The organism is Rahnella sp. PCH160 (assembly GCF_047784855.1).
In the GTDB taxonomy this organism is placed as follows: domain Bacteria; phylum Pseudomonadota; class Gammaproteobacteria; order Enterobacterales; family Enterobacteriaceae; genus Rahnella.
This window is the reverse complement of the sequence record NZ_JBLOGT010000002.1, coordinates 1-22,807: the sequence shown is the minus strand read 5'-3', so window position 1 is coordinate 22,807 and position 22,807 is coordinate 1. Positions and strand designations below refer to the sequence as shown.

The 22,807-nt window shown below is 51.9% G+C and carries 27 protein-coding genes and 5 pseudogenes; 17 read left to right on the top strand and 15 right to left on the bottom strand.

Annotation, left to right across the window (positions count from 1 at the left end):
* Window positions 1-13: 13 nt before the first annotated feature.
* Window positions 14-676: a hypothetical protein gene (locus ACM5QY_RS22935; protein WP_416122991.1), complete on the top strand. Its 663-nt coding sequence runs from the start codon at window positions 14-16 to the stop codon at window positions 674-676.
* On the opposite strand, the gene ACM5QY_RS22930 is transcribed toward ACM5QY_RS22935, so the two are convergent.
* Window positions 651-1,781 carry an HD-GYP domain-containing protein gene (locus ACM5QY_RS22930; RefSeq protein ID WP_416122990.1) on the bottom strand — a complete coding sequence of 377 codons (1,131 nt, stop codon included), beginning with the start codon at window positions 1,779-1,781 and terminating at the stop codon, window positions 651-653. The genes ACM5QY_RS22935 and ACM5QY_RS22930 overlap by 26 nt on opposite strands.
* A gap of 347 nt (window positions 1,782-2,128) precedes the next feature.
* Here ACM5QY_RS22930 and ACM5QY_RS22925 point away from each other — a divergent pair, with 347 nt between their 5' ends.
* The 9 genes from ACM5QY_RS22925 (at window position 2,129) to idi (ending at window position 9,096) form a co-directional block, all read left to right on the top strand.
* Window positions 2,129-2,923 (top strand): winged helix-turn-helix domain-containing protein, encoded by a 795-nt coding sequence (locus ACM5QY_RS22925; RefSeq protein ID WP_416122989.1) that lies wholly within the window; start codon window positions 2,129-2,131, stop codon window positions 2,921-2,923.
* On the top strand, window positions 2,920-3,411 hold the full coding sequence (locus tag ACM5QY_RS22920) for a FidL-like protein (protein WP_416122988.1): 492 nt from the start codon (window positions 2,920-2,922) through the stop codon (window positions 3,409-3,411). Before ACM5QY_RS22925 ends, ACM5QY_RS22920 begins: the two co-directional genes overlap by 4 nt.
* 180 nt (window positions 3,412-3,591) lie before the next feature.
* On the top strand, window positions 3,592-4,158 hold the full coding sequence (locus tag ACM5QY_RS22915; protein ID WP_416122987.1) for a YfaZ family outer membrane protein: 567 nt from the start codon (window positions 3,592-3,594) through the stop codon (window positions 4,156-4,158).
* A 252-nt stretch (window positions 4,159-4,410) separates the two neighbouring features.
* A complete protein-coding gene (locus ACM5QY_RS22910) occupies window positions 4,411-4,611 on the top strand; it encodes a hypothetical protein (RefSeq protein WP_416122986.1) in 201 nt (66 codons plus the stop codon).
* A 171-nt stretch (window positions 4,612-4,782) separates the two neighbouring features.
* The gene (gene istA / locus ACM5QY_RS22905) at window positions 4,783-6,327 is read left to right on the top strand and encodes an IS21 family transposase (RefSeq protein WP_416119222.1); all 1,545 of its coding nucleotides are present in this window, start codon (window positions 4,783-4,785) and stop codon (window positions 6,325-6,327) included.
* 13 nt (window positions 6,328-6,340) lie between these two features.
* Window positions 6,341-7,081: an IS21-like element helper ATPase IstB gene (istB, locus tag ACM5QY_RS22900; RefSeq protein WP_416122809.1), complete on the top strand. Its 741-nt coding sequence runs from the start codon at window positions 6,341-6,343 to the stop codon at window positions 7,079-7,081.
* A 100-nt stretch (window positions 7,082-7,181) separates the two neighbouring features.
* On the top strand, window positions 7,182-7,781 hold the full coding sequence (locus tag ACM5QY_RS22895; protein ID WP_416122985.1) for a hypothetical protein: 600 nt from the start codon (window positions 7,182-7,184) through the stop codon (window positions 7,779-7,781).
* A gap of 356 nt (window positions 7,782-8,137) precedes the next feature.
* Window positions 8,138-8,551 (top strand): MarR family winged helix-turn-helix transcriptional regulator, encoded by a 414-nt coding sequence (locus ACM5QY_RS22890; protein WP_416122984.1) that lies wholly within the window; start codon window positions 8,138-8,140, stop codon window positions 8,549-8,551.
* Window positions 8,552-8,562: 11 nt separating this feature from the next.
* Entirely contained in the window at window positions 8,563-9,096 is a 534-nt protein-coding gene (idi, locus tag ACM5QY_RS22885) for an isopentenyl-diphosphate Delta-isomerase (RefSeq protein ID WP_416122983.1), read from the top strand.
* Here idi and ACM5QY_RS22880 read toward each other — a convergent pair.
* The 3 genes from ACM5QY_RS22880 to ACM5QY_RS22870 all read right to left on the bottom strand — a co-directional run bounded on the left by ACM5QY_RS22880 (window position 9,049) and on the right by ACM5QY_RS22870 (window position 11,129).
* The gene (locus tag ACM5QY_RS22880; protein WP_416122982.1) at window positions 9,049-9,585 is read right to left on the bottom strand and encodes a P-loop NTPase family protein; all 537 of its coding nucleotides are present in this window, start codon (window positions 9,583-9,585) and stop codon (window positions 9,049-9,051) included. The genes idi and ACM5QY_RS22880 overlap by 48 nt on opposite strands.
* Before the next feature lie 259 nt (window positions 9,586-9,844).
* Complete coding sequence (locus tag ACM5QY_RS22875; RefSeq protein WP_416122981.1) at window positions 9,845-10,120, bottom strand: cupin domain-containing protein; 276 nt, start codon at window positions 10,118-10,120, stop codon at window positions 9,845-9,847.
* Between the two features lie 151 nt (window positions 10,121-10,271).
* A complete protein-coding gene (locus tag ACM5QY_RS22870) occupies window positions 10,272-11,129 on the bottom strand; it encodes an SDR family oxidoreductase (RefSeq protein ID WP_416122980.1) in 858 nt (285 codons plus the stop codon).
* A gap of 109 nt (window positions 11,130-11,238) precedes the next feature.
* Here ACM5QY_RS22870 and ACM5QY_RS22865 point away from each other — a divergent pair, with 109 nt between their 5' ends.
* The 3 genes from ACM5QY_RS22865 (at window position 11,239) to ACM5QY_RS22855 (ending at window position 14,225) form a co-directional block, all read left to right on the top strand.
* Window positions 11,239-11,658, top strand: a complete 420-nt coding sequence (locus ACM5QY_RS22865) for a winged helix-turn-helix transcriptional regulator (RefSeq protein WP_416122979.1) — start codon at window positions 11,239-11,241, stop codon at window positions 11,656-11,658.
* Window positions 11,659-11,772: 114 nt separating this feature from the next.
* Window positions 11,773-12,339 (top strand): antibiotic biosynthesis monooxygenase, encoded by a 567-nt coding sequence (locus tag ACM5QY_RS22860; protein WP_416122978.1) that lies wholly within the window; start codon window positions 11,773-11,775, stop codon window positions 12,337-12,339.
* Between the two features lie 14 nt (window positions 12,340-12,353).
* Entirely contained in the window at window positions 12,354-14,225 is a 1,872-nt protein-coding gene (locus ACM5QY_RS22855; protein WP_416122977.1) for an amidohydrolase, read from the top strand.
* 59 nt (window positions 14,226-14,284) lie between these two features.
* Here ACM5QY_RS22855 and ACM5QY_RS22850 read toward each other — a convergent pair whose 3' ends face one another.
* The 10 genes and pseudogenes from ACM5QY_RS22850 to ACM5QY_RS22805 all read right to left on the bottom strand — a co-directional run bounded on the left by ACM5QY_RS22850 (window position 14,285) and on the right by ACM5QY_RS22805 (window position 20,346).
* On the bottom strand, window positions 14,285-15,523 hold the full coding sequence (locus ACM5QY_RS22850; protein ID WP_416122976.1) for an MFS transporter: 1,239 nt from the start codon (window positions 15,521-15,523) through the stop codon (window positions 14,285-14,287).
* A 62-nt stretch (window positions 15,524-15,585) separates the two neighbouring features.
* Window positions 15,586-16,680, bottom strand: a complete 1,095-nt coding sequence (locus tag ACM5QY_RS22845) for an ATP-grasp domain-containing protein (protein WP_416122975.1) — start codon at window positions 16,678-16,680, stop codon at window positions 15,586-15,588.
* Between the two features lie 209 nt (window positions 16,681-16,889).
* Window positions 16,890-17,433, bottom strand: a pseudogene (locus ACM5QY_RS22840) (SDR family NAD(P)-dependent oxidoreductase).
* A complete protein-coding gene (locus tag ACM5QY_RS22835) occupies window positions 17,391-17,618 on the bottom strand; it encodes a hypothetical protein (RefSeq protein WP_416123437.1) in 228 nt (75 codons plus the stop codon). The pseudogene ACM5QY_RS22840 and the gene ACM5QY_RS22835 overlap by 43 nt, the downstream one beginning before the upstream one ends.
* Window positions 17,615-17,818 (bottom strand): 2OG-Fe dioxygenase family protein, encoded by a 204-nt coding sequence (locus ACM5QY_RS22830; RefSeq protein ID WP_416122974.1) that lies wholly within the window; start codon window positions 17,816-17,818, stop codon window positions 17,615-17,617. The genes ACM5QY_RS22835 and ACM5QY_RS22830 overlap by 4 nt, the downstream gene beginning before the upstream one ends.
* Window positions 17,797-17,982 carry a hypothetical protein gene (locus ACM5QY_RS22825; protein ID WP_416123405.1) on the bottom strand — a complete coding sequence of 62 codons (186 nt, stop codon included), beginning with the start codon at window positions 17,980-17,982 and terminating at the stop codon, window positions 17,797-17,799. Before ACM5QY_RS22825 ends, ACM5QY_RS22830 begins: the two co-directional genes overlap by 22 nt.
* An 8-nt stretch (window positions 17,983-17,990) precedes the next feature.
* On the bottom strand, window positions 17,991-18,281 hold the full coding sequence (locus ACM5QY_RS22820) for a 2OG-Fe dioxygenase family protein (protein WP_416122973.1): 291 nt from the start codon (window positions 18,279-18,281) through the stop codon (window positions 17,991-17,993).
* Window positions 18,224-19,186 (bottom strand): 2OG-Fe(II)-dependent halogenase WelO5 family protein, encoded by a 963-nt coding sequence (locus tag ACM5QY_RS22815; protein WP_416123404.1) that lies wholly within the window; start codon window positions 19,184-19,186, stop codon window positions 18,224-18,226. Before ACM5QY_RS22815 ends, ACM5QY_RS22820 begins: the two co-directional genes overlap by 58 nt.
* 193 nt (window positions 19,187-19,379) lie before the next feature.
* Window positions 19,380-19,835 (bottom strand): type 2 periplasmic-binding domain-containing protein, encoded by a 456-nt coding sequence (locus ACM5QY_RS22810; RefSeq protein ID WP_416122972.1) that lies wholly within the window; start codon window positions 19,833-19,835, stop codon window positions 19,380-19,382.
* Between the two features lie 238 nt (window positions 19,836-20,073).
* Window positions 20,074-20,346, bottom strand: a complete 273-nt coding sequence (locus ACM5QY_RS22805; RefSeq protein ID WP_416122971.1) for a type 2 periplasmic-binding domain-containing protein — start codon at window positions 20,344-20,346, stop codon at window positions 20,074-20,076.
* A 119-nt stretch (window positions 20,347-20,465) separates the two neighbouring features.
* Here ACM5QY_RS22805 and ACM5QY_RS22800 point away from each other — a divergent pair, with 119 nt between their 5' ends.
* From ACM5QY_RS22800 to ACM5QY_RS22785, 4 genes and pseudogenes are all read left to right on the top strand, one after another.
* A complete protein-coding gene (locus tag ACM5QY_RS22800) occupies window positions 20,466-20,879 on the top strand; it encodes a LysR family transcriptional regulator (protein WP_416122970.1) in 414 nt (137 codons plus the stop codon).
* A pseudogene (locus ACM5QY_RS22795) lies at window positions 20,767-21,348 on the top strand (LysR substrate-binding domain-containing protein). Before ACM5QY_RS22800 ends, ACM5QY_RS22795 begins: the two are co-directional and overlap by 113 nt.
* A 509-nt stretch (window positions 21,349-21,857) precedes the next feature.
* A pseudogene (locus ACM5QY_RS22790) lies at window positions 21,858-22,105 on the top strand (type II toxin-antitoxin system HicA family toxin).
* An 86-nt stretch (window positions 22,106-22,191) separates the two neighbouring features.
* A pseudogene (locus ACM5QY_RS22785) lies at window positions 22,192-22,472 on the top strand (type II toxin-antitoxin system HicB family antitoxin).
* Between the two features lie 63 nt (window positions 22,473-22,535).
* Here the strand turns inward: ACM5QY_RS22785 and ACM5QY_RS22780 are convergent.
* Window positions 22,536-22,807, bottom strand: a pseudogene (locus ACM5QY_RS22780) (ChbG/HpnK family deacetylase); the annotation flags it as partial.

The window sequence follows — 22,807 nt, the reverse complement described above, 5'->3', positions numbered from 1 at the left end:
TGACCTTAATGTAATGATTTCACATCCGGTCTGGGATGAGGGCCGGGGCATTTATCAGACGGATATTCCGGGGATTGGTTTTAGTTTTTGCCGGCAGGAAGGAAGTCTGTGCCTGCACAACGGCGCGCCACTGAAGGGATCGTCTGTAGCGACGTCGATGAAAAATTTTGCCCTCCGGCTGTATAAAACCGGTCGGGTTCAGGCCGGTGAATATAATTTACCGGCCCTGTTTACCCTCAATCAGGCAGGCACACCGCGAATGTCGCTGGGGATGAATGCGCTGCGGCTCAGCGTCAGCCAATGCAGCATCACCCGCAATACGATGCGCGTCACATTCCCGGACACAACGCTCGGCACTTCTCCGGTGCTTTCCCGCGTCCGTTTTCATCTGCCGTTGCGCTGCAACTCGCCGGAAGATTACGACAACATGGCGATCAATTTTACATACAACGGCAAACGGGTTGATGCGCAACACATCGAAACCAGCCTGCCGGGCATCGGGCTGAGCGTGAGGACGGAACAGGGGAAGTATGTCGATTTTAGCGCCGCCAGTACCGATACAGGCGCGGCATTTCATGAGACAGGTTACGTGGCTGAACTGAGCCGGGCGTCCGGCGAACAGGTGCAGACCGGTAAATTCAATGTGAGTATTACGGCTGTCCTGACGATGCGCTAATGATATCCATTCCGGCAGCGCTGACGCTGGATTTCAGCGCGCCAATAACCGCTGCATCCAGCCCGCCATTGCGGGCATTTTCTTCCATGATGGCGAAGCTTTTTTCCGGTGAATAAGCCACCTTATAGCAGCGTTCTTCCGTCAGTGCGGCATAATTATCTGCAACGGAAACAATGCGTGAACCCAGATCCAGCTGCGTGCTTTTCAGGAAGAAAGGATAGCCTTTTCCGTCCAGCCGTTCATGGTGAAAACTGGCGACCTGCGCAACATCGCACAACCCGGGCACAACCGATAAAACATCCCAGGTATGCAGGGGATGGCGGAATATCTGCTTTCTTTGCATTTCGTTCAGCGGCTTTTTTTGTGTCAGTACAGCCGCCGGCACCGCCAGTTTGCCGAGATCATGCAACAGACCGGCGATATGAATTTTTTCTATGCCCGTGTCTGAAAAACCGTATAACCGACCCAGCTGAACACTCAGTTCGGCAACTTTAAATGAATGCCCAATCGCCGAGCAGCAATGCGTATCGATCACACGCGCCAGCAGGCTGGTAAGCTGAAGTAACTCATGGCCGGTCAAAGAATGTGCCGGGAAAGGCGCAAGGAGACGAATTTCGATACTCAATGTTGACGAAGCGAGTTGCTTCCAGAATTCCGGGAATAAACCAAGATCACGCAGCGCAATGACGTCATCCAGCGCGTATTTACTGCCGATAGAATCACACAGGGTTTGCATGACCTTTTCGGGATAATGACCACGAGGATATTCATTCAGGCTGAGGGCAGCGAGGTCATTTGCCAGTTGCAGCAGGCGATGTTCCGCATTGTGCATCGCGGCACCGCAAACCAGACCGGCGCATTCGGCCACCAGCGGAATATTGCTCAACCGCTGCGCGCCGTGGGCCGGAGAATGTGAGCCGTTACCGAAATCCCACAGTAAGGCGGCAATAAACAAACGACGCTGAGCGGGCTGACTGAGGCCCCGGTGCCGGGCGATGTTCTGGGTAATATAAGCCCGGCGGGTGCTCCGGTGAGGGGTTTCCGGGTTCAGTAAGTCCAGTGCTGAGGAAAAAGCAGTGAGAAAATCAGTAAAATTGACGTTCATTAAAACCTCCCGTGCAGGCGGGAGAAAATGCGCGTGGCCCGGCTCCCTCCGATACGATGTGATCAGGCAACACAGGAAACCGTATTTTATTTGAGCAGACAATTTAATTACCCGATGGGGCATATATAGGTTTTTATTTTTCATTTAGCAGAGTAAACCGGATAATGAATTATCTGCGGCATGAAAATTATCCATAGGAAAATAAGGGTTAAATGTGTGAAGCACAGAAAATTCACCCCTATTTTTCCAAACTACGACTATCCGATTTTAATTTGTATACTCTTTATCTGAGACACTTTTTCTCAGAAGACCACTTGAACGACTTCATGGATATCTAACAGGGTCAGATGAAATATCTTATTGATAATAAAATAGAATTCAATCCGGATGACGGGACGCTGTCTTATTCTCCCAGCGGCGATATCATAAAACTCACTCTGCCGGCGTCGCGCCTTCTGGAGGAGTTTCTGGTTTCAGACGGGCGTGAGCTGACCCGCGACTATTTACTGGAAACGGTGTGGGATCGTCACGGTTTGCAGGCATCGGGAAACAATCTCAACCAGTACGTCAGCATCCTGCGCCGTAATCTGGCCATGCTCGACTGCAATGAACTGATCGTGACGCTGCCGAAAATCGGCTTCCGCCTGAACACCGCTATCAGCGTGACGCCGGTGGCGGAGTCTGCACAATCCGACACTGCGCCCGCACCACTGACGCCACTTTCTCCCCCATTGCCGATAGATTCTGAAGCACCGGTTGTGACTCCCCCGCCTAAAAAGAACAACCTGCCGGTCATTTTTGGTGCGCTGGTCGTATTATGCGGCGCTGCATTCGGGATAGGGAAATATCAGGACGATCATGACGCGAAAACAGTGATCACTCACAGGGAAAGCGGCTGTGAAGTGATATTCCTTTCAGATATACCGGATCGACGAAAAAATGACGCCATGCTGGAAGTAGGCAATATGGTGAAGAAGTACAGCCTTCAGTGCAATAAAGACCATGTGATCCTTTATAATAAAGAGTTGTCTGTATCAAACCGCAACAGCACGCGGATGATGCTGTCTTTATGCACGTTGGGGAAAAACCGGGAAATTATCTCCTGTGACAACTTCTATCATTATAAATGGATCAAACCATGAGCTATGTGAAACCCCTGCGTTTCTATTTGTTGCTGCTGATCATGGTGATTATCGCCGTGGCGTTTATCTTTTATCCGAAGAACCGATCAATTCCCACGCTCAACTGCAAAGCCTTTATAAATTCAACTATGGACGTTGACCAGGGACAATTGATTTTTTCGCTGACCGAGAGTCTGCAATTTTACGACAGAGATAAAGGCATTATTCAGTACGAAGGCTACGTAAAATCGCCTGAGAAGAGTACCTATCTGGAACGAACGATTTACCTCAGTCAGGGCGTCAAAGTTGACAGTAAGACGTATCATTTTACCATTGATAAAGTGACACCGTCACCGCTGGATACCACACCAGACACTGACTTTAATCAGCTGTGGCTGGAAAACAGCGGCGACAGCGCATCGATCAATATTGGGGTGAGAAACATCCGGGACCGCGCGTATGTGATCAGCAGTCCGTACGCGCCACAGTTCGTTTGCGTGGCAAACTGATGTAGAATTAAAATCTACATAAAACCGATATCACGCATAAAAATCTATATATGTCTCTCTTCAAGATATAAATTGATGACGATTGTCGTTATGTCGTCTTATACACTCTTAAAACAGGCACCTGGACGCAATCTGCGCAGGTACCGCTGATGATATAAAACGACATAGAACAGGTTTAAAATGCGTATCAATTTAATGAAAACTCTCGTTGCCGGCAGCGCTCTTGTAGCCGTAATCACTTTCACCGGACAAGCTCAGGCATTAGAACTCGGCGCGAAAGCAGGCAGCGATTTCACCGAACTCAGTGTTGGGATGGGTCGTGCAACATCCGGTCTTTACCTTGACAGTAACTGGGCTAAAAACACCCGTAACGGACGCCAGGCAGGTGCTTTGGGCGCAGGCTTTGATATTCCGGTTGGCCCGGCAATGATTAATATCGGTGCGAAAGCCGTTTATATGCAGGGTTCTGTTTCTGATAATGAAGGTGTGGCCTTCCCTGTTGGTGGCGGTATTACCGTTCCATTCAGTGACTCTCTGGCCTTTTATGCCGAAGGTTATGCCGCGCCCGATTCTTTAAATAACCGCGCGAAAAGCTATGTTGAAGCCGATGGCGGATTCAGCTGGGTTCCGTTCCAGCCATTAAAAGTGAAAGCCGGTTACCGTTATATTGGCGTTGACGGCAGCGCCGGGAATCCGAATGAGCGCATTATTGATGGTGCTTATTTAGGTGGCGAACTGGATTTCTGATTAATTGCGCTGAGTGATGTTTTCCCTGTCGGGTGATTCGGCCTGCCGTCTCACCCTTCGTGCAGCCCCGGTTCCGTTTGTTTATAACAAAATCAGGCTTTATTTATTTGACTTTAATTTAGTTAGTTCCGGTTATTAATTAAATTCTGCGTTTTACCTCTGCAATTAACCCTAAATATTCTGTGTCCGTTGCCGATACTTGCTGAGGGTATTTCACCCCCCTCAGAATATTAACAAGTAAGGAAACGCATCATGCAATTTGGGGCAAATCTATTATTACCGGCATTGGTACTTTCTTTAGCAGGTTGCGCTACTCGACCATTACCGCCGACACACCAGACAATGCGTTCAACGGAAATCCGCTCTGACAACGGAAGTCAGATGATGCATATTCTGGCCTATCGTGAACACTCATTCTGGCAGAACGTGAACGCACTTTCTGGTTTCGCGTGAACGCGTATTCCGACGGAAAATACCACGATTTTGCACCATGGCCAGAATCACTGTTCATTTTGCCAGAATCGGTGTTCACCTGACCGGAATTGCTGTTCACGTTTCCAGAATCATTCTTAACGCATTGATTTTTGCTGCTATATCTATCCCTTTCATTACAGGGGGTGATATATGCCAAACAAGAGAATCGCAATGCGTAAAATCCATGAAATTTTAAGGCTGCGTTTTGAGGTCGGCCTGTCATTCCGTCAGATAAGCCAGTGCGCCGATGTCAGCACAGGTGCCATCCAGAAAATGCTCAAACGCCTTGAGGCCTCCGGGATCTCCTGGCCGTTACCAGAGGGGATGTCAGAGCCCAGGCTTGCCAGCATGCTGTATCCGGACTCTGACAGTCGTCCCGGTGCGCTGGAAGATCCTGACTGGGCTAAAATCCATATGGAGTTGCGTAAGAAAGGCGTCACCCGCCACCTTCTGTGGGAAGAGTATTGTCAGCGGATGCCGATCCGGGCGTACAGCTACTCACAGTTCTGCTGCCGCTACCAGACCTGGTCCCAGTCACAGAAGCGCTCCATGCGCCAACAGCATCTCGCTGGTGAAAAATGCTTTATCGACTACTGTGGGCCCACGGTGGCGGTTATCTCACCCGAAACCGGTGAGTGCCGGCAGGCTCAGATCTTTGTGGCGGTGTTGGGGGCATCAAACTATACCTTCGCGGAGGCCACGTATACACAGTCGCTACCGGACTGGCTTCTCAGCCACGTCAGGATGCTGGAGTTCTTCGGCGGCGTTCCCGAAATCCTGGTCCCTGATAACCTCAAAAGCGGGGTTAATAAAGCCTGTCGCTACGATCCCGAACTGAATCCGTCCTACCAGCAACTGGCGGAGCACTATCAGGTCGCGGTAATACCGGCCCGCCCCCGAAAACCCAGAGACAAGCCGAAGGTGGAAGTTGGCGTTCAGATCGTTGAGCGCTGGATCCTGGCCCGACTGCGGCATCAGGTCTTCTTCTCGCTGGCAGAACTGAACCACTGTATCCGTACGCTGGTTACGGATCTCAACGAACGCCCCTTTAAAAAACTGCCCGGCAACCGCCGGGAAGCCTTCGACAGGCTGGACAAACCTGCGCTCAGGCCGTTACCGGTACAGCCGTGGCGCTACCGGCACATCAAAAAAGCGAAAGTGAATATCGATTATCACGTTGAATATGAACAGCACCATTACTCTGTGCCGCATCAGTACGTCGGCAAAACGGTGGAACTTCATGCCTTCGACAACCTGCTGGAGGTCTGGGCTGAGGGCCTGATGATCACCAGTCACCCGCGGCGTCTTCATCCCGGTAACAGCACCGCAGCAGAGCATATGCCGGAGCGTCATCGCCACCATCAGCAGTGGACGCCAGAGCGGTTGAAAAACTGGGCGGCAGGCGTGGGCTCCGACACGCTCAAGTGGGTCAGTGAGCGTCTGGTGGAAAAAGCGCATTCGGAGCAGGCCTACCGCCTGTGTCTGGGGTTACTGAGCCTGACGCGCGAGTATCCTTCTGAGCGCGTCAACAACAGCTGCCGGCTGGCTAATGCTGAGGGGCTAACCCGACTGAAGCAGATAAAATCGATACTGAAAAATAATCGCGACCTTGTTCCGGCGGACGGCGATCTGCATCCGTCTCAGGAACTTCCTCAGGAACATGAAAACATCCGTGGCCCACGCCACTTCCACTGAAACAGGGAACTCGATAATGCCACATACGCTGATGAAACAGCTGACTGAAATGAAACTGATGGGAATGGCAGCCGCGCTGTCCTCACAGATGGAACAACCCGGCACTTACGAAGAGCTCTCCTTCAGGGAAAGGCTGGCGTTGCTGGTGACGCGTGAATCTCTGGAAAGGGATCAGCGCAAACAGAAACGCCTGTTGCAAAAGGCCCGGCTGAGGCTTGAAGCCTCGGTTCACGACATCGACTATCAGCCGGTGAGAAACCTGGAGCGTTCGCGGATCGCTCAGTTAAGCCAGAACGAGTGGGTGGTCAGGGGGCAGAACCTGCTGATAACGGGTCCCTGCGGCTGCGGTAAAACCTATGTAGGCTGTGCGCTGGGCAACAACGCCTGCCAGCAGGGTTACAGCGTACAGTACTGGCGACTGAGCCGGTTGCTGGTTGAACTGACCCACAGCCGGGCAGACGGCAGTTACCGGAAACAACTTGCTCAACTGTCCAAAACGCAGTTGCTTATCCTGGATGACTGGGGTCTCGAACCGTTACTACCAGCGCAACGTAACGATCTGCTGGAACTGATGGACGACAGGTACGGTAAGAACGCCACGGTCATGATAAGCCAGCTGCCAACGGATGAGTGGTACGGTTGCGTTGGAGATAACACATTGGCGGACGCGATCCTTGATCGTCTGATGCATAACTCGCACCGTCTGGAAATGAAAGGTGAATCGATGAGAAAACGACTGGCACAGGTTGACTAAAAGTGAACGGTCGGTGTAATAAAAAGAAGTTAGGGCGCGTTAGGAAATAACGCATTCACGTTCAGCCGGAACGACCGTTCATCTTCGCCAGAATACGCAGATGACGCTGAATGTTATCTACGAACTGAAAACGAGCATTAGCCAGCCGACAGACAGTAACCTGAGGATGATCAACCGGTCTGATACCGCCGCAGCTACAGGATTGAAAACACTGCATGTTTTAGTCGGAATGTTCGCAGGTGGCGTTCAGGAAACTGGCTTTAGCAAGGAACAGCTGAAAGGCACGCCTGTGATGAGTGAAGTCAACCCGTCCATGAATTATATGGCACCTAAGCTGACCGCTAACGTCAAAAATCAAATGCAAAGCAGCGCACCGAAAGTTTATAAAATGCCGGTCGAGATCTACGTCAACAACTGGTATCTGGTGTACGAAAACCTCTCCGGCGGAGACAATTACGAACTTCACTACAAAACAACAATCAGTAAGGGCGGCGAGAACGAAAAAATGGTTGGCTTTGATGTTGTCTGTGAACCCGAAGCAATTAAAGCCCCACTGGCAGAATGGCAGGCTAATAATTATCAAAAACTCCACGACGTCACAAAAGTCTATATGGACACGTGCCTGAATGATTTTGATAAAAAATTCAAATCATTCGCAAACGGAACATCCAATGCTGAAAAAACAATTACGCTGCAATAACATCCATTAATACGCAGTTATGCAGTCCCTGGCCGTTTTCAAAAATCACGCCGCAGGAGTGGTGGAAAACCGAGCGTGTTTTGCGAGGTTTGTAACCCGAACGAAGGGCACCGCACAGCGGCGGGATGTCGAACAGGTTAATGTCTTCGCCATCAACGGTATTTTGCGCCCACGGTTTTCATCCAGTGCGCAGATCATCAAAAGCGATCCCGACTCTCCTTCATAGCATTGTTTTTTGTTCGTGTACGAATTAATTTTACCCTATACTCATTTTCAAATCCCCGCAATGCTCTGTCGCATTCGAGATCCATAGATTGCTAAGATAGGACGAAACCATAAGAAAGCCGGGAACGATGATGAGCACACAATTGAGACAGGAAGCCTTTCACTTAATGCGTAAGGTATTCCAGCAACATACCGCGCGATGGCAGCAATGCATCCCGGATCTGACCAAACCTCAGTACGCGGTATTGCGCTCAATTGCTGAAAACCCGGGCATTGAACAGGTACAACTGACCGACGTAGCCATCAGCAGCAAGGCCACGCTGGCGGAAATGCTTTCACGACTTGAGTCGCGCGGTTTGTTAATCCGTGAGGCGGATCCGGCGGACAAACGCCGGCGTTTTATTACCCTGACCGGGGAAGGAAAAGCGGTTCTGGCCAAAACCCAGCCGCTCGGCCAGCAGGTAGACACTGAGTTTTTGGCAAGACTTTCTCCTGATGATCAACAGCATTTGGTTCGCCTGTTGAAAGCAATGATGGAGGCGTAACGGAGAGTTTTATGATTGAAGAAGTCGTGTTGCTTGATGTTAAAAATCAACCGGCCGGTACCATGGATAAAGCGCTTGTGCATACCGCTCAGACGCCATTGCATCTGGCTTTTTCCTGCTACATTCACAACGATCGCGGCGAGTTGCTGATCACGCGCCGGTCCCTGAACAAAATCGCGTGGCCCGGTGTCTGGACGAACTCCGCCTGCGGGCACCCGCTTCCCGGCGAATCATTGCAGGTAGCCGTTTACCGTCGTTGCCAGTATGAACTGGGTTTATCGGTTGAAAAAATCACCTCGCTGATCGGGGAATTCCAGTACATCGCGACCGATGCTTCCGGGATTGTCGAGAACGAATTCTGCCCGATTTTTTCCGCATTTTGCCGTAGGGCTCCCGAGCCACGCGACACGGAAGTCATGGATTATCAATGGGTAAAATCGGAAGATTTGCTGAACAGCGTGCGTGCAACACCTTGGGCATTCAGCCCGTGGATGGTGTTACAGCTTGGTCAGATTACGGAGAAAAACCTGAGTCTGCTGGGGTGAACGTAAACGCACAAAACGAACGTGCTGCCAGTCAGGGTTGTTTAACAACGCTTCATACTGGCGGCGGTTATTCGCGAAGGTTTTTAGCGTCCACATTATAATGGAATCCCGGCTGAAAAAGCTTTTGCGAAACGACTCACGGTTCCCCGTTCCTGCCCAAAGTTCCTGCTTATTCCATGCCCGCGTGGCGGCACGTTTCACGGCCTGAAACAGCGTCCGACCGAAAGAATAATCCACCCAAATAATCAGATCTATTTCCCGCCATTTCACCGCCTGGGTACGTTTGTAATTGCCGTCCAGCACCCAGTCATCACTTGCCCTCAGCTTTTCGCTGAGACATGCGAAAAAGGCTTCATCCGGTGTGCCCTGCCAGTCTCGCCTCCAGAACAACGCATCCAGTTCGATATACGGAATATTCAGTTTCTGAGAAATACCGCACGCCAGCGTTGATTTCCCGCTCCCGCTGGTGCCAATGACATTGATTTTCACTGAAGAATTCTCCGCTCGCTGTTTTTCTCACCAAAAATGGGCACGTATTGTGCGGCGAAAGTAGACGGTTGTATAGCAATAACACGTTGGCAATTTGTTGCCACACTGAACAGAAAGCAGATTTATCCTACACACAAACGTCACAATAAATGATTATTATAGGGGCTCATCTGTAGCCTGCTACAGACAACTTCATGTTTTCCCCTTGTAACTCATTCAAATGCCCGTTTCCCCTGACGGGCATTCTTTTATGTGCGATTCACTGCAAACTTTTTCGCCCCGAAAGGTAACGGACGCCCTGATCGCCGAATTCTTCCTCGTGCGGTTCATTGGGCTGAAGATGAAAAATCTCCCCCGCCGAATAGGTTCTTGTCCCGTTTAATGTCGTAATGGTGATGTCGCCGCTGAGGATAAAAGCCATGGCTTCGAACGGGTGAGTGTGGTTTTCAAAACGGATTAACGGTTCCCGCTCGACCAGCACCGGCTCATCAAAACCGTTATCAACGAGCAGCAGTCTGAATTCATTTTCGGTCATGTGTTCACCTGTATGTTTGTGCGGACTCTCTGATAATACCAGATGGCGTTGCGCTTAACAGACGGCGGGAACAGGGATCAGGAAGAAAGAAAAACGGCCCGCAAAATTGCAGGCCGGAGAACAGTATTTACCAAAAACAGTATTTAACAAATCAGAGAGATTTCAGCGTTTCGGCAATCACCTCTTTTGCCGGTGTCGTCGGGCGACCAATCAGTTTGCTCAATGTATGGGAATCATCAAACAGGCCGCCTTTCGCCGCGCCTGCATCAGAATCAGCCAGCATAGTGGCCAGCCAGTCCGGGAGACCCGCGCCGGTCAGCGCCTTTGCAAATTCGGCTTCCGGCAGGTTGACGTAATCCACTTTCTTACCGGACTGCTGCGCAATTTCGGCGGAGAATTCAGCCAGTGTATACGCTTCATCGCCTGCCAGTTCGTAGACTTTACCCGCCTGATTATCGAGGGTCAGCACCGCTGCGGCGGCTTCTGCATAATCCTGACGCGCGGCCGAAGCAATACGCCCTTCACCGACAGCACCGATAAACGCATTGTGCGCCAGTGCCGGTGCGATGCTCGCCGCATAGTTTTCGGTGTACCAACCGTTACGCAGCACAACATGAGGCACGCCGGATTCACTCAGCGCTTTTTCTGTCGCGCGGTGTTCCACGCCCAGGCCCAGCGGGCTTTTGTCTGCGTGCAACAGGCTGGTGTAGGCCAGCAATTTAACGCCTGCGCGTTTTGCGGCAGCAATCACCGCATTGTGCTGCGCTTCACGCTGACCCACTTCGCTGGAAGAAATCAGCAGCAGTTTTTCAACGCCTTTAAAGGCAGAATCCAGTGTTGCGGGCTGGCTGTAATCCGCCTGACGCACTTCCACACCCAAATCAGCCAGGTCTTTGGCTTTTTCAGGGCTGCGGACCGCAGCAACGATTTGATTAGCAGGCACTTTCTTCAAAAGTGCGGCAATAACGAGGCGGCCTAACTGGCCGGTAGCACCGGTGATTGCAATCATTTTGTTTCTCCAAAAAGTGTTTATTCAACATGAGGCCTGAAAGACGCTGGCTCTGAAAACATCCTATGCGATATACTAACTTTTCGTAAGTACGCACCAAAAGGTTAGTATGAAAATAATTTCTTCCGATAAAACGGCAGAGCGTCTGCCCCTGACAGAACAAATACGTCGGGGCGAAGTGCTCGATCCTAACTGTCCGTCCCGCGAAATCCTCCGGCACATTACCAGCCGCTGGGGTTTACTGATTTTGCTGGCCCTGAGCGACGAAACGCTGCGTTTTAGCGAACTGCGCCGGAAAGTCGGGGGCGTCAGTGAGAAAATGCTGGCGCAGACGTTGCAGTCGTTAGAAGAAGATGGTTTTGTTGACCGCCGTTCATTCCCGGTCGTGCCGCCGCACGTTGAGTATAGTCTGACGCCGCTGGGGATTGAGGTGAAGGATCAGGTTTCCGGGCTGGCGAACTGGCTGGAATCGAATTTGCACCGCGTCATGAAGCAGCGCAGCCTGCGCGTGGTCGGGGAAAATGAGTAACAAAAAAACTTAACAAGAAGGCCAAAATTCTCACCTATCATTGATTCAACTCGCCAACTAATATCATTTCATTGATTCGATAAATGATTTCATATTCAACAGGTGAGGTGGTAAATGTCCCAGTCTCAGACCCACAAGCAACACGTCACGCTTGTCATTACGCACAAAGTTGCGCCTGCCCGTGAAGCAGAATACGAAGCCTGGCTGAATAAAATCATGCCGCAGGCCAGTACGTTTCCGGGGCATCTGGGCGTCAACGTTATCCGCCCGAGCCGCAGCGGCGATGCCTATACCATTCTGGTCCGGTTCGACACGCTGGAAAATCTCAACGCCTGGCACAAATCAGACCTGCGCAAGCAACTGGTGGACGAAGTCAGCCCGCTGCTGTTGCAAAGCGACAGCACGGAAGTGCGCCCCGGCGCCGAATTCTGGTTCACCCCGCCAAGCGCCACGGTTCGTCCTCCGGCACGCTGGAAACAATATCTGCTGACCCTGCTGGTGATTTACCCGTCGACGCACATCGTACCCTGGTTTTGGGGTCTCTTTTTGCCGCAGCTCAAAGGCACGGAGGGCGGCCATTTACTCAATGACGCGTCCGTCGTTGCGCTGGTGGTATTCCTCTGGATGCCGGTTATTACCCGAGTTTTTCATTCATGGCTGACGCGCACAACCGCGCAATGACAGGAGCTTTTCCAATGACGAGTTTTGCTTCCCTGATCTTAACCAACGGTAAATTCCACACGGTCGACCGCGAAAAACCGCTGGCGAACGCTGTGGCCATTAAAGACGGCAAATTCCTTGCCGTCGGCACAGAAAATGAAGTGATGCAGTTCGCCGATGCAGGCACGCAGGTGGTTGATTTGCAAGGTCACACGGCAGTTCCCGGCCTTAACGACTCGCACCTTCACCTGATACGCGGCGGTCTGAATTACAATCTGGAATTACGCTGGGAAGGCGTGCCTTCTCTGGCGGATGCGCTGCGGATGCTCAAAGAGCAGGCCATGCGCACGCCAAGCCCGCAATGGGTTCGCGTCGTGGGCGGCTGGACTGAATTTCAGTTCGCCGAACGCCGGATGCCCACGCTCGATGAAATCAATCAGGCTGCGCCGGATACGCCGGTTTTCATCCTGCATCTCTATGACCGCGCCCTGCTCAACCGCGCTGCGCTGAAAGTGGTCGGTTACACCAAAGACACGCCCAATCCGCCGGGCGGCGAAATTCAGCGTGACAGCAATGGCAACCCGACGGGCATGCTGATTGCCAAACCGAACGCGATGATTTTGTACTCGACGTTGGCGAAAGGGCCAAAACTGCCTCTGGAACAACAGGTGAACTCCACGCGCCAGTTTATGCGCGAGCTGAACCGCCTCGGCCTGACCAGCGCCATCGACGCAGGTGGCGGTTTCCAGAATTATCCCGAGGATTATCAGATTATTGATGAACTTCATCAGAAAAATCAGCTGACGATCCGCATCGCCTACAACCTGTTCACGCAGCGGCCACAGCATGAGCTGGATGATTTCAAACTGTGGACCGACATGCTGAAACCCGGTCAGGGTACGGATTTCTATCGTCATAACGGCGCAGGCGAAATGTTAGTGTTCTCGGCGGCAGACTTTGAAGATTTCCTGCAACCGCGTCCGGATTTACCGCCGGGCACGGAAGTGGAGCTGGAGCGCGTGGTGCGCCATCTGGTCGAACACCGCTGGCCGTTCCGCCTGCACGCTACCTATGACGAATCCATCAGCCGTATGCTCGATGTGTTTGAGAAAGTGAACAGCGATATTCCGTTCAACGGTCTGCACTGGTTCTTCGACCACGCCGAAACCATCACCGAACGGAATATTGAGCGCGTCAAAGCGCTGGGCGGCGGGATTGCGGTCCAGCACCGTATGGCCTTCCAGGGGGAATATTTCGCTGAGCGCTACGGTCTCGAAGCCACCAAACATACGCCGCCGGTGGCGAAAATGTTGTCCGCCGGTTTACCGGTCGGGCTGGGTACCGATGCCACCCGCGTTGCCAGCTACAACCCGTGGACGGCGCTGTACTGGCTGGTTTCCGGCCGCACGGTGGGCGGAATGGCGATGTACGATGACGACGCAAGAATCGACCGCGAAACTGCGCTGATGTTGTGGACGCAGGGCAGCGCGTGGTTCTCCAGCGAGCAGGGCAAAAAAGGCCAAATCAGAGCCGGGCAACTGGCGGATCTGGCGGTGCTTTCTGAAGATTTCTTCAGCGTGCCGGAAGAACGCATCAAAGGGATTGAATCGGTGATGACAGTGGTAGACGGCAAAGTGGTGTACGCCGCGGGCGGATTCTCGCCGCTTTCGCCACCGGCGATCCCGGTTCTGCCGGACTGGTCGCCGGTGACCACCGTGCCGGGGCATTACCGTTCCGCACCTCCGCAAGGCGCAGCGCGCGTCGGGTTGGTTCGCCAGGCGCACCAGTGCGCAGGCCCTTGCGGCGTGCATAAACACAGTCATGACATTGCCCGCGGTTCCGATGTCCCGGTCTCCGACGACAACGCCTTCTGGGGCGCGCTGGGATGTTCGTGCTTCTCTTTCTGATACGTTGATTGAGCTGACATGCCCCTTACCCATCATCACGGGTAAGGGGTTACTCCTCGTTAAGCCTGCGGCTGCGCAATCACCGGGGGTAGCCAGCTGCGGTAGCCAAAGGTGCGGCGACCGACGACGATCAGCACCAATCCTAATGCCAGCGCAAAAACCAGAATAATGGCGATGATTTGCAACGGCATAAAGCTGCCCGCCAGCGCCGTTACCGCCAGACCACTGACCGGCACCGAACACATATTCATCAGGCCAATCAGTCCCATGGTTTTCCCCAGATGCTCCTGCGGAATAATCTGGCTACGCAAGGTGCGCAGATAGACACTGAATGCGCCGTCAAAGGCCATCAGCACCGCATAACCCACCAGATACATCGCGTAATCGACTGACAACGACATCAGCGCGCCAGACAAAATCATCCCGCAAAATGACAGTGTCCCGAGCGTGGAGAGACCAAAGCGTTTGGCAATGCGCGGCACAAAGAGAAACGTCACAATGGTGACCAGCGCGGCGGAAGTTTGTAATACGCCAAAATAGCTTTCCGGCAGGTGAAACTCTTTGAGGATCACCGCCGCACTCACCACCAGCGCCGCCCCGTAGACCAGATTCACCACCCAGGTCAGCGCACACAGATGCAGCAGGATTTTATTCTGCTTAAGTACATGAATCGCCTTAAGGTTTGATTCCACAATTGAGCGGAAACTCATCTTTTCGGCAACCACCAGATCATGCGTTTCGAGGAACAGATAGTTGATGGCAGAGACAGCAAACAGCACGGCGGCACAGGCTAAAATGGCTCCGACGCCACCATAAACAGAAATGGCTACCGCCAGCGCTGGCCCGAGGACCTGCGTGGTCTGATCAACGCCTTGTAACATTGAATGTGCTTTCGGCAAGGTCTCTGCCGGAATATGGCGCGGTAACAACGCCTCAGTCGCCACAAAGTTCAGCACATAAGCGACAGACAGCAGCGCCATCATGACGGCCAGTACCGGGAATGTGGCGCTGGGATGAAAAGTCAGGGTCAGGAAGGCCACCACCATCAACACCGAGCGCCCTGCTTCTACGTTGAAGAAGATAAAACGCGGTTTGATACGGTCGGCCAGAAAACCAGACAGCGGGAAAAACAGAATACGCGGCAGCCATTCAATGACGAAGGCCAGCGAAGAAAAGGTCAACGATCCGGTGGCTTTCAAAATCGCCAGCGGAACGGCAAACAGCAGAAACTGATCGCACAGTGACCCGGCAAAGCGGGAAAAGACAAAACGTTTTAGTCCAAAACGATCACTGTTCATATCGTCACTATCCTTAAAAGAGTTCAGGGGCCACCGGCACAGGCACGGCGGCCCGGTTAATATCAAGCCTGACGAAGCGTAAACAGTGAACGCGCGTACTGATCGGCAATCGTTAAATGCTCATCAAAACCCGGTTCCGCTGCACGCTGTGGCCAGAAATACTCCACCGAACCTTCGCGGGTTTTCCACGACACCAGCTTTTTCGACGTATCCAGCGGCTTCGCCGTGACCTGCATATTCACCACGTGGTCTGGCAGGCTGGCGGGCAGAGTGACTTTCTCAATCACGCCTTCGTCGGCTTTAATAAACGCGACGGCGCTCAGACCACGCGGTTTCAGGGTGTCAGGAAGGGGTTTAAGTTTGTTCAGATGGCTGAGTACGTGCAGTTCATAAGGATTGATACCGTAGGTTCTTTCCACCAGATCCATAATGGTATCGCCACCGGTACGCGCCCCCACTTCAATGATTTTGATTTCACCCGCGGGCGTGATTCGCGCTTCAAAATGCGCCACGCCGTAGCGGATCCCCAGTGCATGACAGGCGCGTTCGGCGATATCACGCAGTTGCTTATTGTCACTGTGCAGCGACGGCATGCTGTGGCCCACTTCCACAAAATTCGGCTCTTCACCCAGGTATTTGTCGGTCACGGCCATCGCCCGGTGATAGTCGCCCTGATTGATCACCTCAACGCTGACCTCCTGCCATGCCGGGATATATTCCTCGACCTGGAAGAGATCTTCCGGCGCAAATGATTCCCCGTTCAGAGAAATGACATCGGTCACGCATTTGCCGAAAATTTCTTCGATTTCATCTTCACGACTGATTTTTAACACACCCAGGCTGCCCGCCATTTCACGGGGTTTAATCACCACCGGCAGACCGATCTCTGCGATCAGTTTCTTGAGTTCATTCAGGGTTCGAAACGCAGCGAAGCGAGGTACCGGCAGGCCAGCGGCTTGCAGGATCTGCTTCATGACAAATTTGTCGCGGCAGTTAGTGATCGTCTGACTGTCATTCCCGTGCAACTGGTAATACTCATTCAGCAGGCTGGCGGCGCGAACGGTAAAGTCGTTCATCGGGATCACCGCCGCAGGGCTTTCACCGGTTTTCTCCTGATGAGCCTGAACGGCACGCAGCACAGCCTCAGCATCAGCCACATCGCCGGCAAAAAGCCGTCGAAAAATTTGATTGTCGGCGTGGTGCGGTTTTTCGCCATGGTGAGTACCCGCATGCCGCCAGAAGCCCGCAGGGCACCGGCCAGAACGCGTTCACGTAAGGCGAATTCACCGCCCAGGAATCAGAATATAGGTGTTGTTCATGTTAAAACTCCTGCAAGTCATGAGTGGCCGTTATGCCGGCCATCGGATTAAAGTTCTTTACCAATCGTCCAGCCGCCGTCGATAACCAGTGTGGAACCTGTCACAAATCGCGCCTCGGGAGAGGTGAGATACATCGCCGCGTGTGCCACATCCCGGGTTTCGCCCAGCACAGGCAGGTATTGACCGCGTTGGATCTTCTCCATCTGGGCGGGTTGTCGTAATAAGGTTCGGTCAGCGGCGTGCGGATCACGCCGGGCGCAATGGCATTCACCCGGATCTGATGTTTGCCGTATTCCAGCGCCAGTTGTTTAGTCAGGCCGATCACGGCGTGTTTTGACGAGACGTAGGCGGTGCGATCCGGCTCGCCCATCAGCCCGGAAACCGAGGCGATATTGACGGCATTGCCCGGCAAGTTATGCCGAACCAGTTGCTGCAGAAGGCGCGTCCGGCCACGAAGCTGGCGGTCACGTTGACGGCAAAAACCTTTTCCCACAGTGACAGCGATAATTCATCAATGCGGCAGATTTCACGGGTTCCGGCGCAGTTGATTAAAACGTTGTTACCGCTGGCGTACTCTGCCGCTTCAAACAGACCATCCAGGCGCGCGGAGTCGGTAATATCCAGCTGGTGGTGAGAGTAGTCAGGTTCATCAGCGAAAACGGACGGGGCGCAGTCAATGCCCTCGACCACATAACCGCGGCGAGATAGGCCGCCACCATTGACTGACCGATGCCACTGGATGCTCCGGTGATAAAAGCTTTCAGGTTCAGGCTCATGCCGCCTCTCCTTCATTACGTTGGAACGTGACCAAAATGATGTCACGCACAGCAGTCTTTCCGGGTTTCCGGCAACCCACCGGCGTCACGGCATGGTATTTGTCGTGATTCACCACCAGCGTGTCGAACAACGTCTCCAGACGCAGCACCCGCTCAATATTTTTAGGGTTCGGCGCGATCAGATTGTCGCCACCCAGCATGTTGGCGGAGCATGGATCAGATGCACAAACACCACGTCCTCATCATCTTTATGTAGCCACACTGGCGAGCTGTACGCAGGTGAACCGCACTGCGCCTCGTAGGGAACAGGTGAATGCCGAATGGTCAGTTCATCCAGCGGCCCGATACGCTCATAGGCTTCCACCAAAGCGATTATCGTCTTGCAAAATTGCCTTGCATCAGACGGTTAGCGGTGATATTTTTCGGCAATAAGGGATATTGGCGAATAATACCGCGGTATCCGGATTGTATTTTTTTAGTTTGCTTATATGCCGTGAATTGACCAAAAGAAAGTTCCCCCTGCGCATTACGACGACATTGCGCATAACCGCGCCAGCGGTTACCCGGAGAATAAGGATCCAGCGTCAGATTCTCGTACGCCAGTTTTAACTGCTCCAGGTCAGAAAGAAAAGTATCTTTGTTTTCGTAATTCGCTTCAGGCAACGCCTGATAATAACTGCCAGGAATAAAAGCGTATCCCTCGGCAGCAAGATGATTAACATGTTCCATATCAGACTCATTATTAATTCAGAAGGAAGAGTGTATAATCCGTCATTGTTTAATTCATTCCGGTCAGGTCCAATACACCACTTTGCTGTTACTGAGTCTGCCAATAAAGCGCCCGCTGTAAGACGGCTTCCCTGACTTACACTGCTCACACCGTGCAAATGACAGGCGTTCATAAAGTAAATATCGCCAGCATTCAGTTGAACGGATAATGACTCCACGCCCTGCAGCAGATGTGGGGGATAAGGGTAACCGGTGTCCGTCACACCAAAACGGGCGCGGCAGTGTTCGTCCGGGTCGAGATTCCACATTTTCAGTTCACCGCCGCCCTGTGCCGCTTCCAGACACACGTTGAAAGCAGTCACCGTCATTGCATCGGCAATTTCGAAATTATCCTGAAGCGCAAATTTGAGCTGGGCGCGGTCTTCATGCGGCATCAGCGACATGGCACCGTTATCCAGCCAGCGGCGGAAAGTGGCAAAACAGGCGTAAGTATTTTTATAACGCGCCGGGCCAAAGTGAATGCCTTCCTCGAGGAATAAATCTTCCAGCGTGCGGTTGAGGAACAGGGATTCTGTGGCATACGTGTCTGTCACTGACATCAGTTCGGCGACGCTGGCATTCACCCGGTTCACTTCCGCCATATATTGTTCGCCATTACGTGAGAACTGCGTGGCGCCAATCTGGTTGGTCAGTACAAAACCGTCATCCGCACGGTTTCCACCGCCGTTGCGATTCACCATCTTATTGAAGTTTTCAGCCACATCCTGGCAAATCTGTTTATTCGCGAAATTACGAATAACATATAAAACATTGCCCTGATGATGGCCATGCAGAATAATATTTCTGATAACGCTGGCATCAACATTATCGGGCTGCGTCTCTAAAAACCGAAATTCTTTTTCACAGAGCCAGACAAAATCATCTCTTGCTGTTTTTCAGCTAATAGTTTCATGATGTTCCTGCCAAAGAATATTTAAAGGATAACCGCGCGAAAATAACGTAATAAAATTAAGTATAAATATAAATCAGAGGCTATATAAATAAAGGCGAATACAACATCCCGCCCTGCGACCATAAATTATTATCACGACGCGCCTGGTTCAGTTCTGAGTATTTCCCCAGATTGCGCTGGAATATTTCACCGTAGTTGCCTACCTGAAGAATAATCTCGCGAATAAATTCAGGCCGCAGACCCAGATTCTTGCAATTCTGTTCCGACGGATACAGGAAGGTCTTCAGATACCCCGTCGCCTCCTGACTCATTTCATGAATATTTTTGCTGCTGATTTGCAGGTTTTCCGCTTCAATCAGCGCACGCATGATCCAGGTCACCGCTTTCAGCCACTGCGGGTCATGCGATGCAACCGCCGGTGACATGGTTTCCAGTGAGATACGATCCTGCAAGATAATGTGCGCGTCTTTATCCTTCAGCTGAGCGCGTTCACCGGCCAGCATAGGAATCGAGACAGTAGATATTGCATTCACCATGCTGATAAGCCTGGCGTGCCTGAGACGGCGAATCAAACAGACTGATTTCGCAGTACAGGTTTAAATTTCCAAAATAACGCTTCAGATTTTCTTCGGTTGTTGAACCGCGCATGGCCGCTATCCGGCGCTTGCGGGTATAACTTGCCTGTTCAACCGGTCGAGCAAATTACTGGCCGGCGTCATCAGCACTTCACCGTCAAACAGCATCGGATGAACAAAAGTGACCTCTGATTCCGCCTCACGCTGGAAAGTAATACTGGAATTGAACGAACCCATCAATCACACCATCACGCAGCGCCCGGAAACGGTCACCAGACTGCAACGGCATATAATGGATTTTTCCGACGTCGCCAAAGACCGCCACCGCGACAGCCCGGGCTAAATCAATGTCGAACCCTTCCCAGCAATTCTTTATGGAATTACGAAATGACAACCCTTTAAAACCCAGACTAACGCCAACATTTAGCACATCGCGCTGGCGGATCATTTCAATTACCGTTTGGTTTGGCATAGCTAACCTGTTAAATAATTTGATTATTATGGTCGATTTGCACCCGATGAGGCCTCTGTTGAACATCATACGGCTTGATGCTAATTTGGCTAGATATCCCAGAAACAAAAGAGCTATGCGTGAAGAACACAAGTGAGTTAGCAGAACTGCTTCCCAGTTTGTCCGTTTTTATTCAGGTGGTTGAAAAAGGAAGCTTTTCTTCGGCAGGACGTGAGACCTCGATGGCCCCCTCGTCAGTAAGCAGGATGATCGACAGGCTGGAGAAACGCCTCAATGTGGTGTTTGTTACCCGCTCCACGCGATCGGTCACGACGACGACGACGAGGTCGGGCTCGAGATTTACCGGCAGGCGCAGGCCGTATTATCCGCCACGCAGGGCACTCTTCTCCCAGGCGGATAGTTTCAGTGATACCCCTCAGGGTGTTTTGCGTATTACCGCGCCGAATACGCTGGGTAAAATTCTGCTCACACCGTTTCTGCCCGCATTTTTTACGCCGTTACCCCGAGATCAATGTCGAGCTGACATTGTCTGACAGGGTCAGTAATCTGGCGCAAGACGCTTATGACCTGGCGCTGCGGGTCACCGAAAGCCCGCCGGAAAACATGGTGGCCCGCGCCCTGATGCCGATCGATTACGTATTAGTGTTCCGCGGATTACGACGAAGTGCTGCCGGATTTCCCCGCCGGACTCATCAAACACAACATTTTTTTCCCTGATGAACGGCAATTTCGCGGCGCACGCGCTTCGCAATCGCTCTGGTGAAAGACGCGCTGGTTCCAAGGCTGATGATCAATAACAGCGACGCCATGATTGACGCCATTCTGCAAGGTGTCGGCATTGCGCTGATCCCTACGTTTATCGCCAACCGGTACATCGCCAGCGGTAAACTGCGCCGCGTTTTACCTGACTGGCGCGTGGAAACCCGCTCCCGCGCAACACCTACGCGATCACCCTGCCCAACAAACTCCTGCCGCTTAAAAAACGCGGGTCTTTATCGATGATTTTATGCAATGGATTAAAGCGGAAAGCCGGATTTAGGCGAGATTTGTCGCAGAAAGACAAAAACGCCCCGGTGGGGGGATCGGGCTTACAAGCAGCGGAGGTTTGGGCGGAGTTGCGGCACTGCCCGTCACGCAGCCAATGCAGACCGCGAAACATTCATGGCTCAGCCACCTGTTTACCTGACCGCCCACTCTTCTGAACTGAGAATGACCTGTAAAAAAATAAATGCAGGTCTTTCCTGCAGGAAAGAAACTAAAAGAGGGTCAAAAATCTCTATCAATAACTCGAGAAAGCCCGCATTAATTTCATAGCAACAGCTATTTAATCGAACAAAATCCGCGCACAATGTTTCGCGCGACAAGCAAACATTCCTGAATATTCTCCACAAGTTACCCTCCGCTAAAAGCAATTCCCCGTTATGTTGGCATACAAGATATGACTTCATAACTTGACTTCATAAAATCACAAAGGGAAAATGACTTCACAGAATGAAGTCATAAAATACGAAATGACAGAATCCGTTTCGGTGTTAAGGAAAAGACAAAAAAACACGCTAGACCAGATTTCTAAAACGCCGGTATCCTCGGGTATCAAATGGTCAGATATTGAATCTTTGATCAAATCGTTAGGTGGCGAAATTAAAGAAGGAAGCGGCTCCCGGGTGCGATTCCTGCTTAATGGCAGCATCGCCCGATTCACCGCCCACATCCGTCTCCGGATACAGATAAAGGCGCGGTCGTCAGTCTGCGCGCATAGAGTAAATCGAGCAAAACAAGCTCAAACAAATCAATGAACGCATCGGCGGCCAGCCCGCAGTTATCAGCTACGTACCTGAACTTGGTATGTTCCGGGGCAAATTTTTGGGCTTATCTGGATATTGTGATTTTGTTTCTGACAGTATTCAGGGGCTGAACAAGGAAGGTGAAATTTCCCTTCGTGAATATCTGGAAGATTGCAGTGCAACCGGTGTTGAACCCTACGCAAAACAGGAAAAAATTAAAACCTTCACCTGCGCTATCCTGAATCCTTCGGAGACCGGCTAAATCAGGCAGCCGCTGAGAATGAAGTTTCCGTTAACGCGTTCATCGTTGAAACGCTTAACGAACGCATGAAACACGTTTAAATCTGCACAGCAAAAAGCCCGCCGCAAGCATAGTGCCAGCAGCGGGCTTTATGTTTTTCATGTTTATAAATCCTTAAACGTCCCCAACCTGAACCCACGTTCTGCAATAGCCTGTTTCAGCGATGCAGACGTCAGCACGTCCAGCTCCGCCAGTCGCGGATAACAATATTTGCTCGCCAGGATCGTGTTATCAAGAAACGAAGGGTGGCACATGATTTCGAGAGATTCGTCGCGCGCGGTGGCCTGATCCAGCGTTTTCAGAAATAGCGCTTTCTGAAATCGCCTCGCCGTAGAAAGTGCTGTCGAAACCTTTGCGTGCTTTGCGCACCGCGCAG

Coding starts and splice junctions, on each gene's coding strand:
- ACM5QY_RS22935 (WP_416122991.1), top strand. CDS start 14: ATGATTTCACATCCGGTCTGGGATGAGGGCCGGGGCATTTATCAGACG.
- ACM5QY_RS22930 (WP_416122990.1), bottom strand. CDS start 1,781: ATGAACGTCAATTTTACTGATTTTCTCACTGCTTTTTCCTCAGCACTG.
- ACM5QY_RS22925 (WP_416122989.1), top strand. CDS start 2,129: ATGAAATATCTTATTGATAATAAAATAGAATTCAATCCGGATGACGGG.
- ACM5QY_RS22920 (WP_416122988.1), top strand. CDS start 2,920: ATGAGCTATGTGAAACCCCTGCGTTTCTATTTGTTGCTGCTGATCATG.
- ACM5QY_RS22915 (WP_416122987.1), top strand. CDS start 3,592: ATGCGTATCAATTTAATGAAAACTCTCGTTGCCGGCAGCGCTCTTGTA.
- ACM5QY_RS22910 (WP_416122986.1), top strand. CDS start 4,411: ATGCAATTTGGGGCAAATCTATTATTACCGGCATTGGTACTTTCTTTA.
- istA (WP_416119222.1), top strand. CDS start 4,783: ATGCCAAACAAGAGAATCGCAATGCGTAAAATCCATGAAATTTTAAGG.
- ACM5QY_RS22895 (WP_416122985.1), top strand. CDS start 7,182: ATGACGCTGAATGTTATCTACGAACTGAAAACGAGCATTAGCCAGCCG.
- ACM5QY_RS22890 (WP_416122984.1), top strand. CDS start 8,138: ATGAGCACACAATTGAGACAGGAAGCCTTTCACTTAATGCGTAAGGTA.
- idi (WP_416122983.1), top strand. CDS start 8,563: ATGATTGAAGAAGTCGTGTTGCTTGATGTTAAAAATCAACCGGCCGGT.
- ACM5QY_RS22875 (WP_416122981.1), bottom strand. CDS start 10,120: ATGACCGAAAATGAATTCAGACTGCTGCTCGTTGATAACGGTTTTGAT.
- ACM5QY_RS22870 (WP_416122980.1), bottom strand. CDS start 11,129: ATGATTGCAATCACCGGTGCTACCGGCCAGTTAGGCCGCCTCGTTATT.
- ACM5QY_RS22865 (WP_416122979.1), top strand. CDS start 11,239: ATGAAAATAATTTCTTCCGATAAAACGGCAGAGCGTCTGCCCCTGACA.
- ACM5QY_RS22860 (WP_416122978.1), top strand. CDS start 11,773: ATGTCCCAGTCTCAGACCCACAAGCAACACGTCACGCTTGTCATTACG.
- ACM5QY_RS22855 (WP_416122977.1), top strand. CDS start 12,354: ATGACGAGTTTTGCTTCCCTGATCTTAACCAACGGTAAATTCCACACG.
- ACM5QY_RS22850 (WP_416122976.1), bottom strand. CDS start 15,523: ATGAACAGTGATCGTTTTGGACTAAAACGTTTTGTCTTTTCCCGCTTT.
- ACM5QY_RS22835 (WP_416123437.1), bottom strand. CDS start 17,618: ATGAGCCTGAACCTGAAAGCTTTTATCACCGGAGCATCCAGTGGCATC.
- ACM5QY_RS22830 (WP_416122974.1), bottom strand. CDS start 17,818: ATGCTGGGTGGCGACAATCTGATCGCGCCGAACCCTAAAAATATTGAG.
- ACM5QY_RS22810 (WP_416122972.1), bottom strand. CDS start 19,835: ATGGTGAATGCAATATCTACTGTCTCGATTCCTATGCTGGCCGGTGAA.
- ACM5QY_RS22805 (WP_416122971.1), bottom strand. CDS start 20,346: ATGCCAAACCAAACGGTAATTGAAATGATCCGCCAGCGCGATGTGCTA.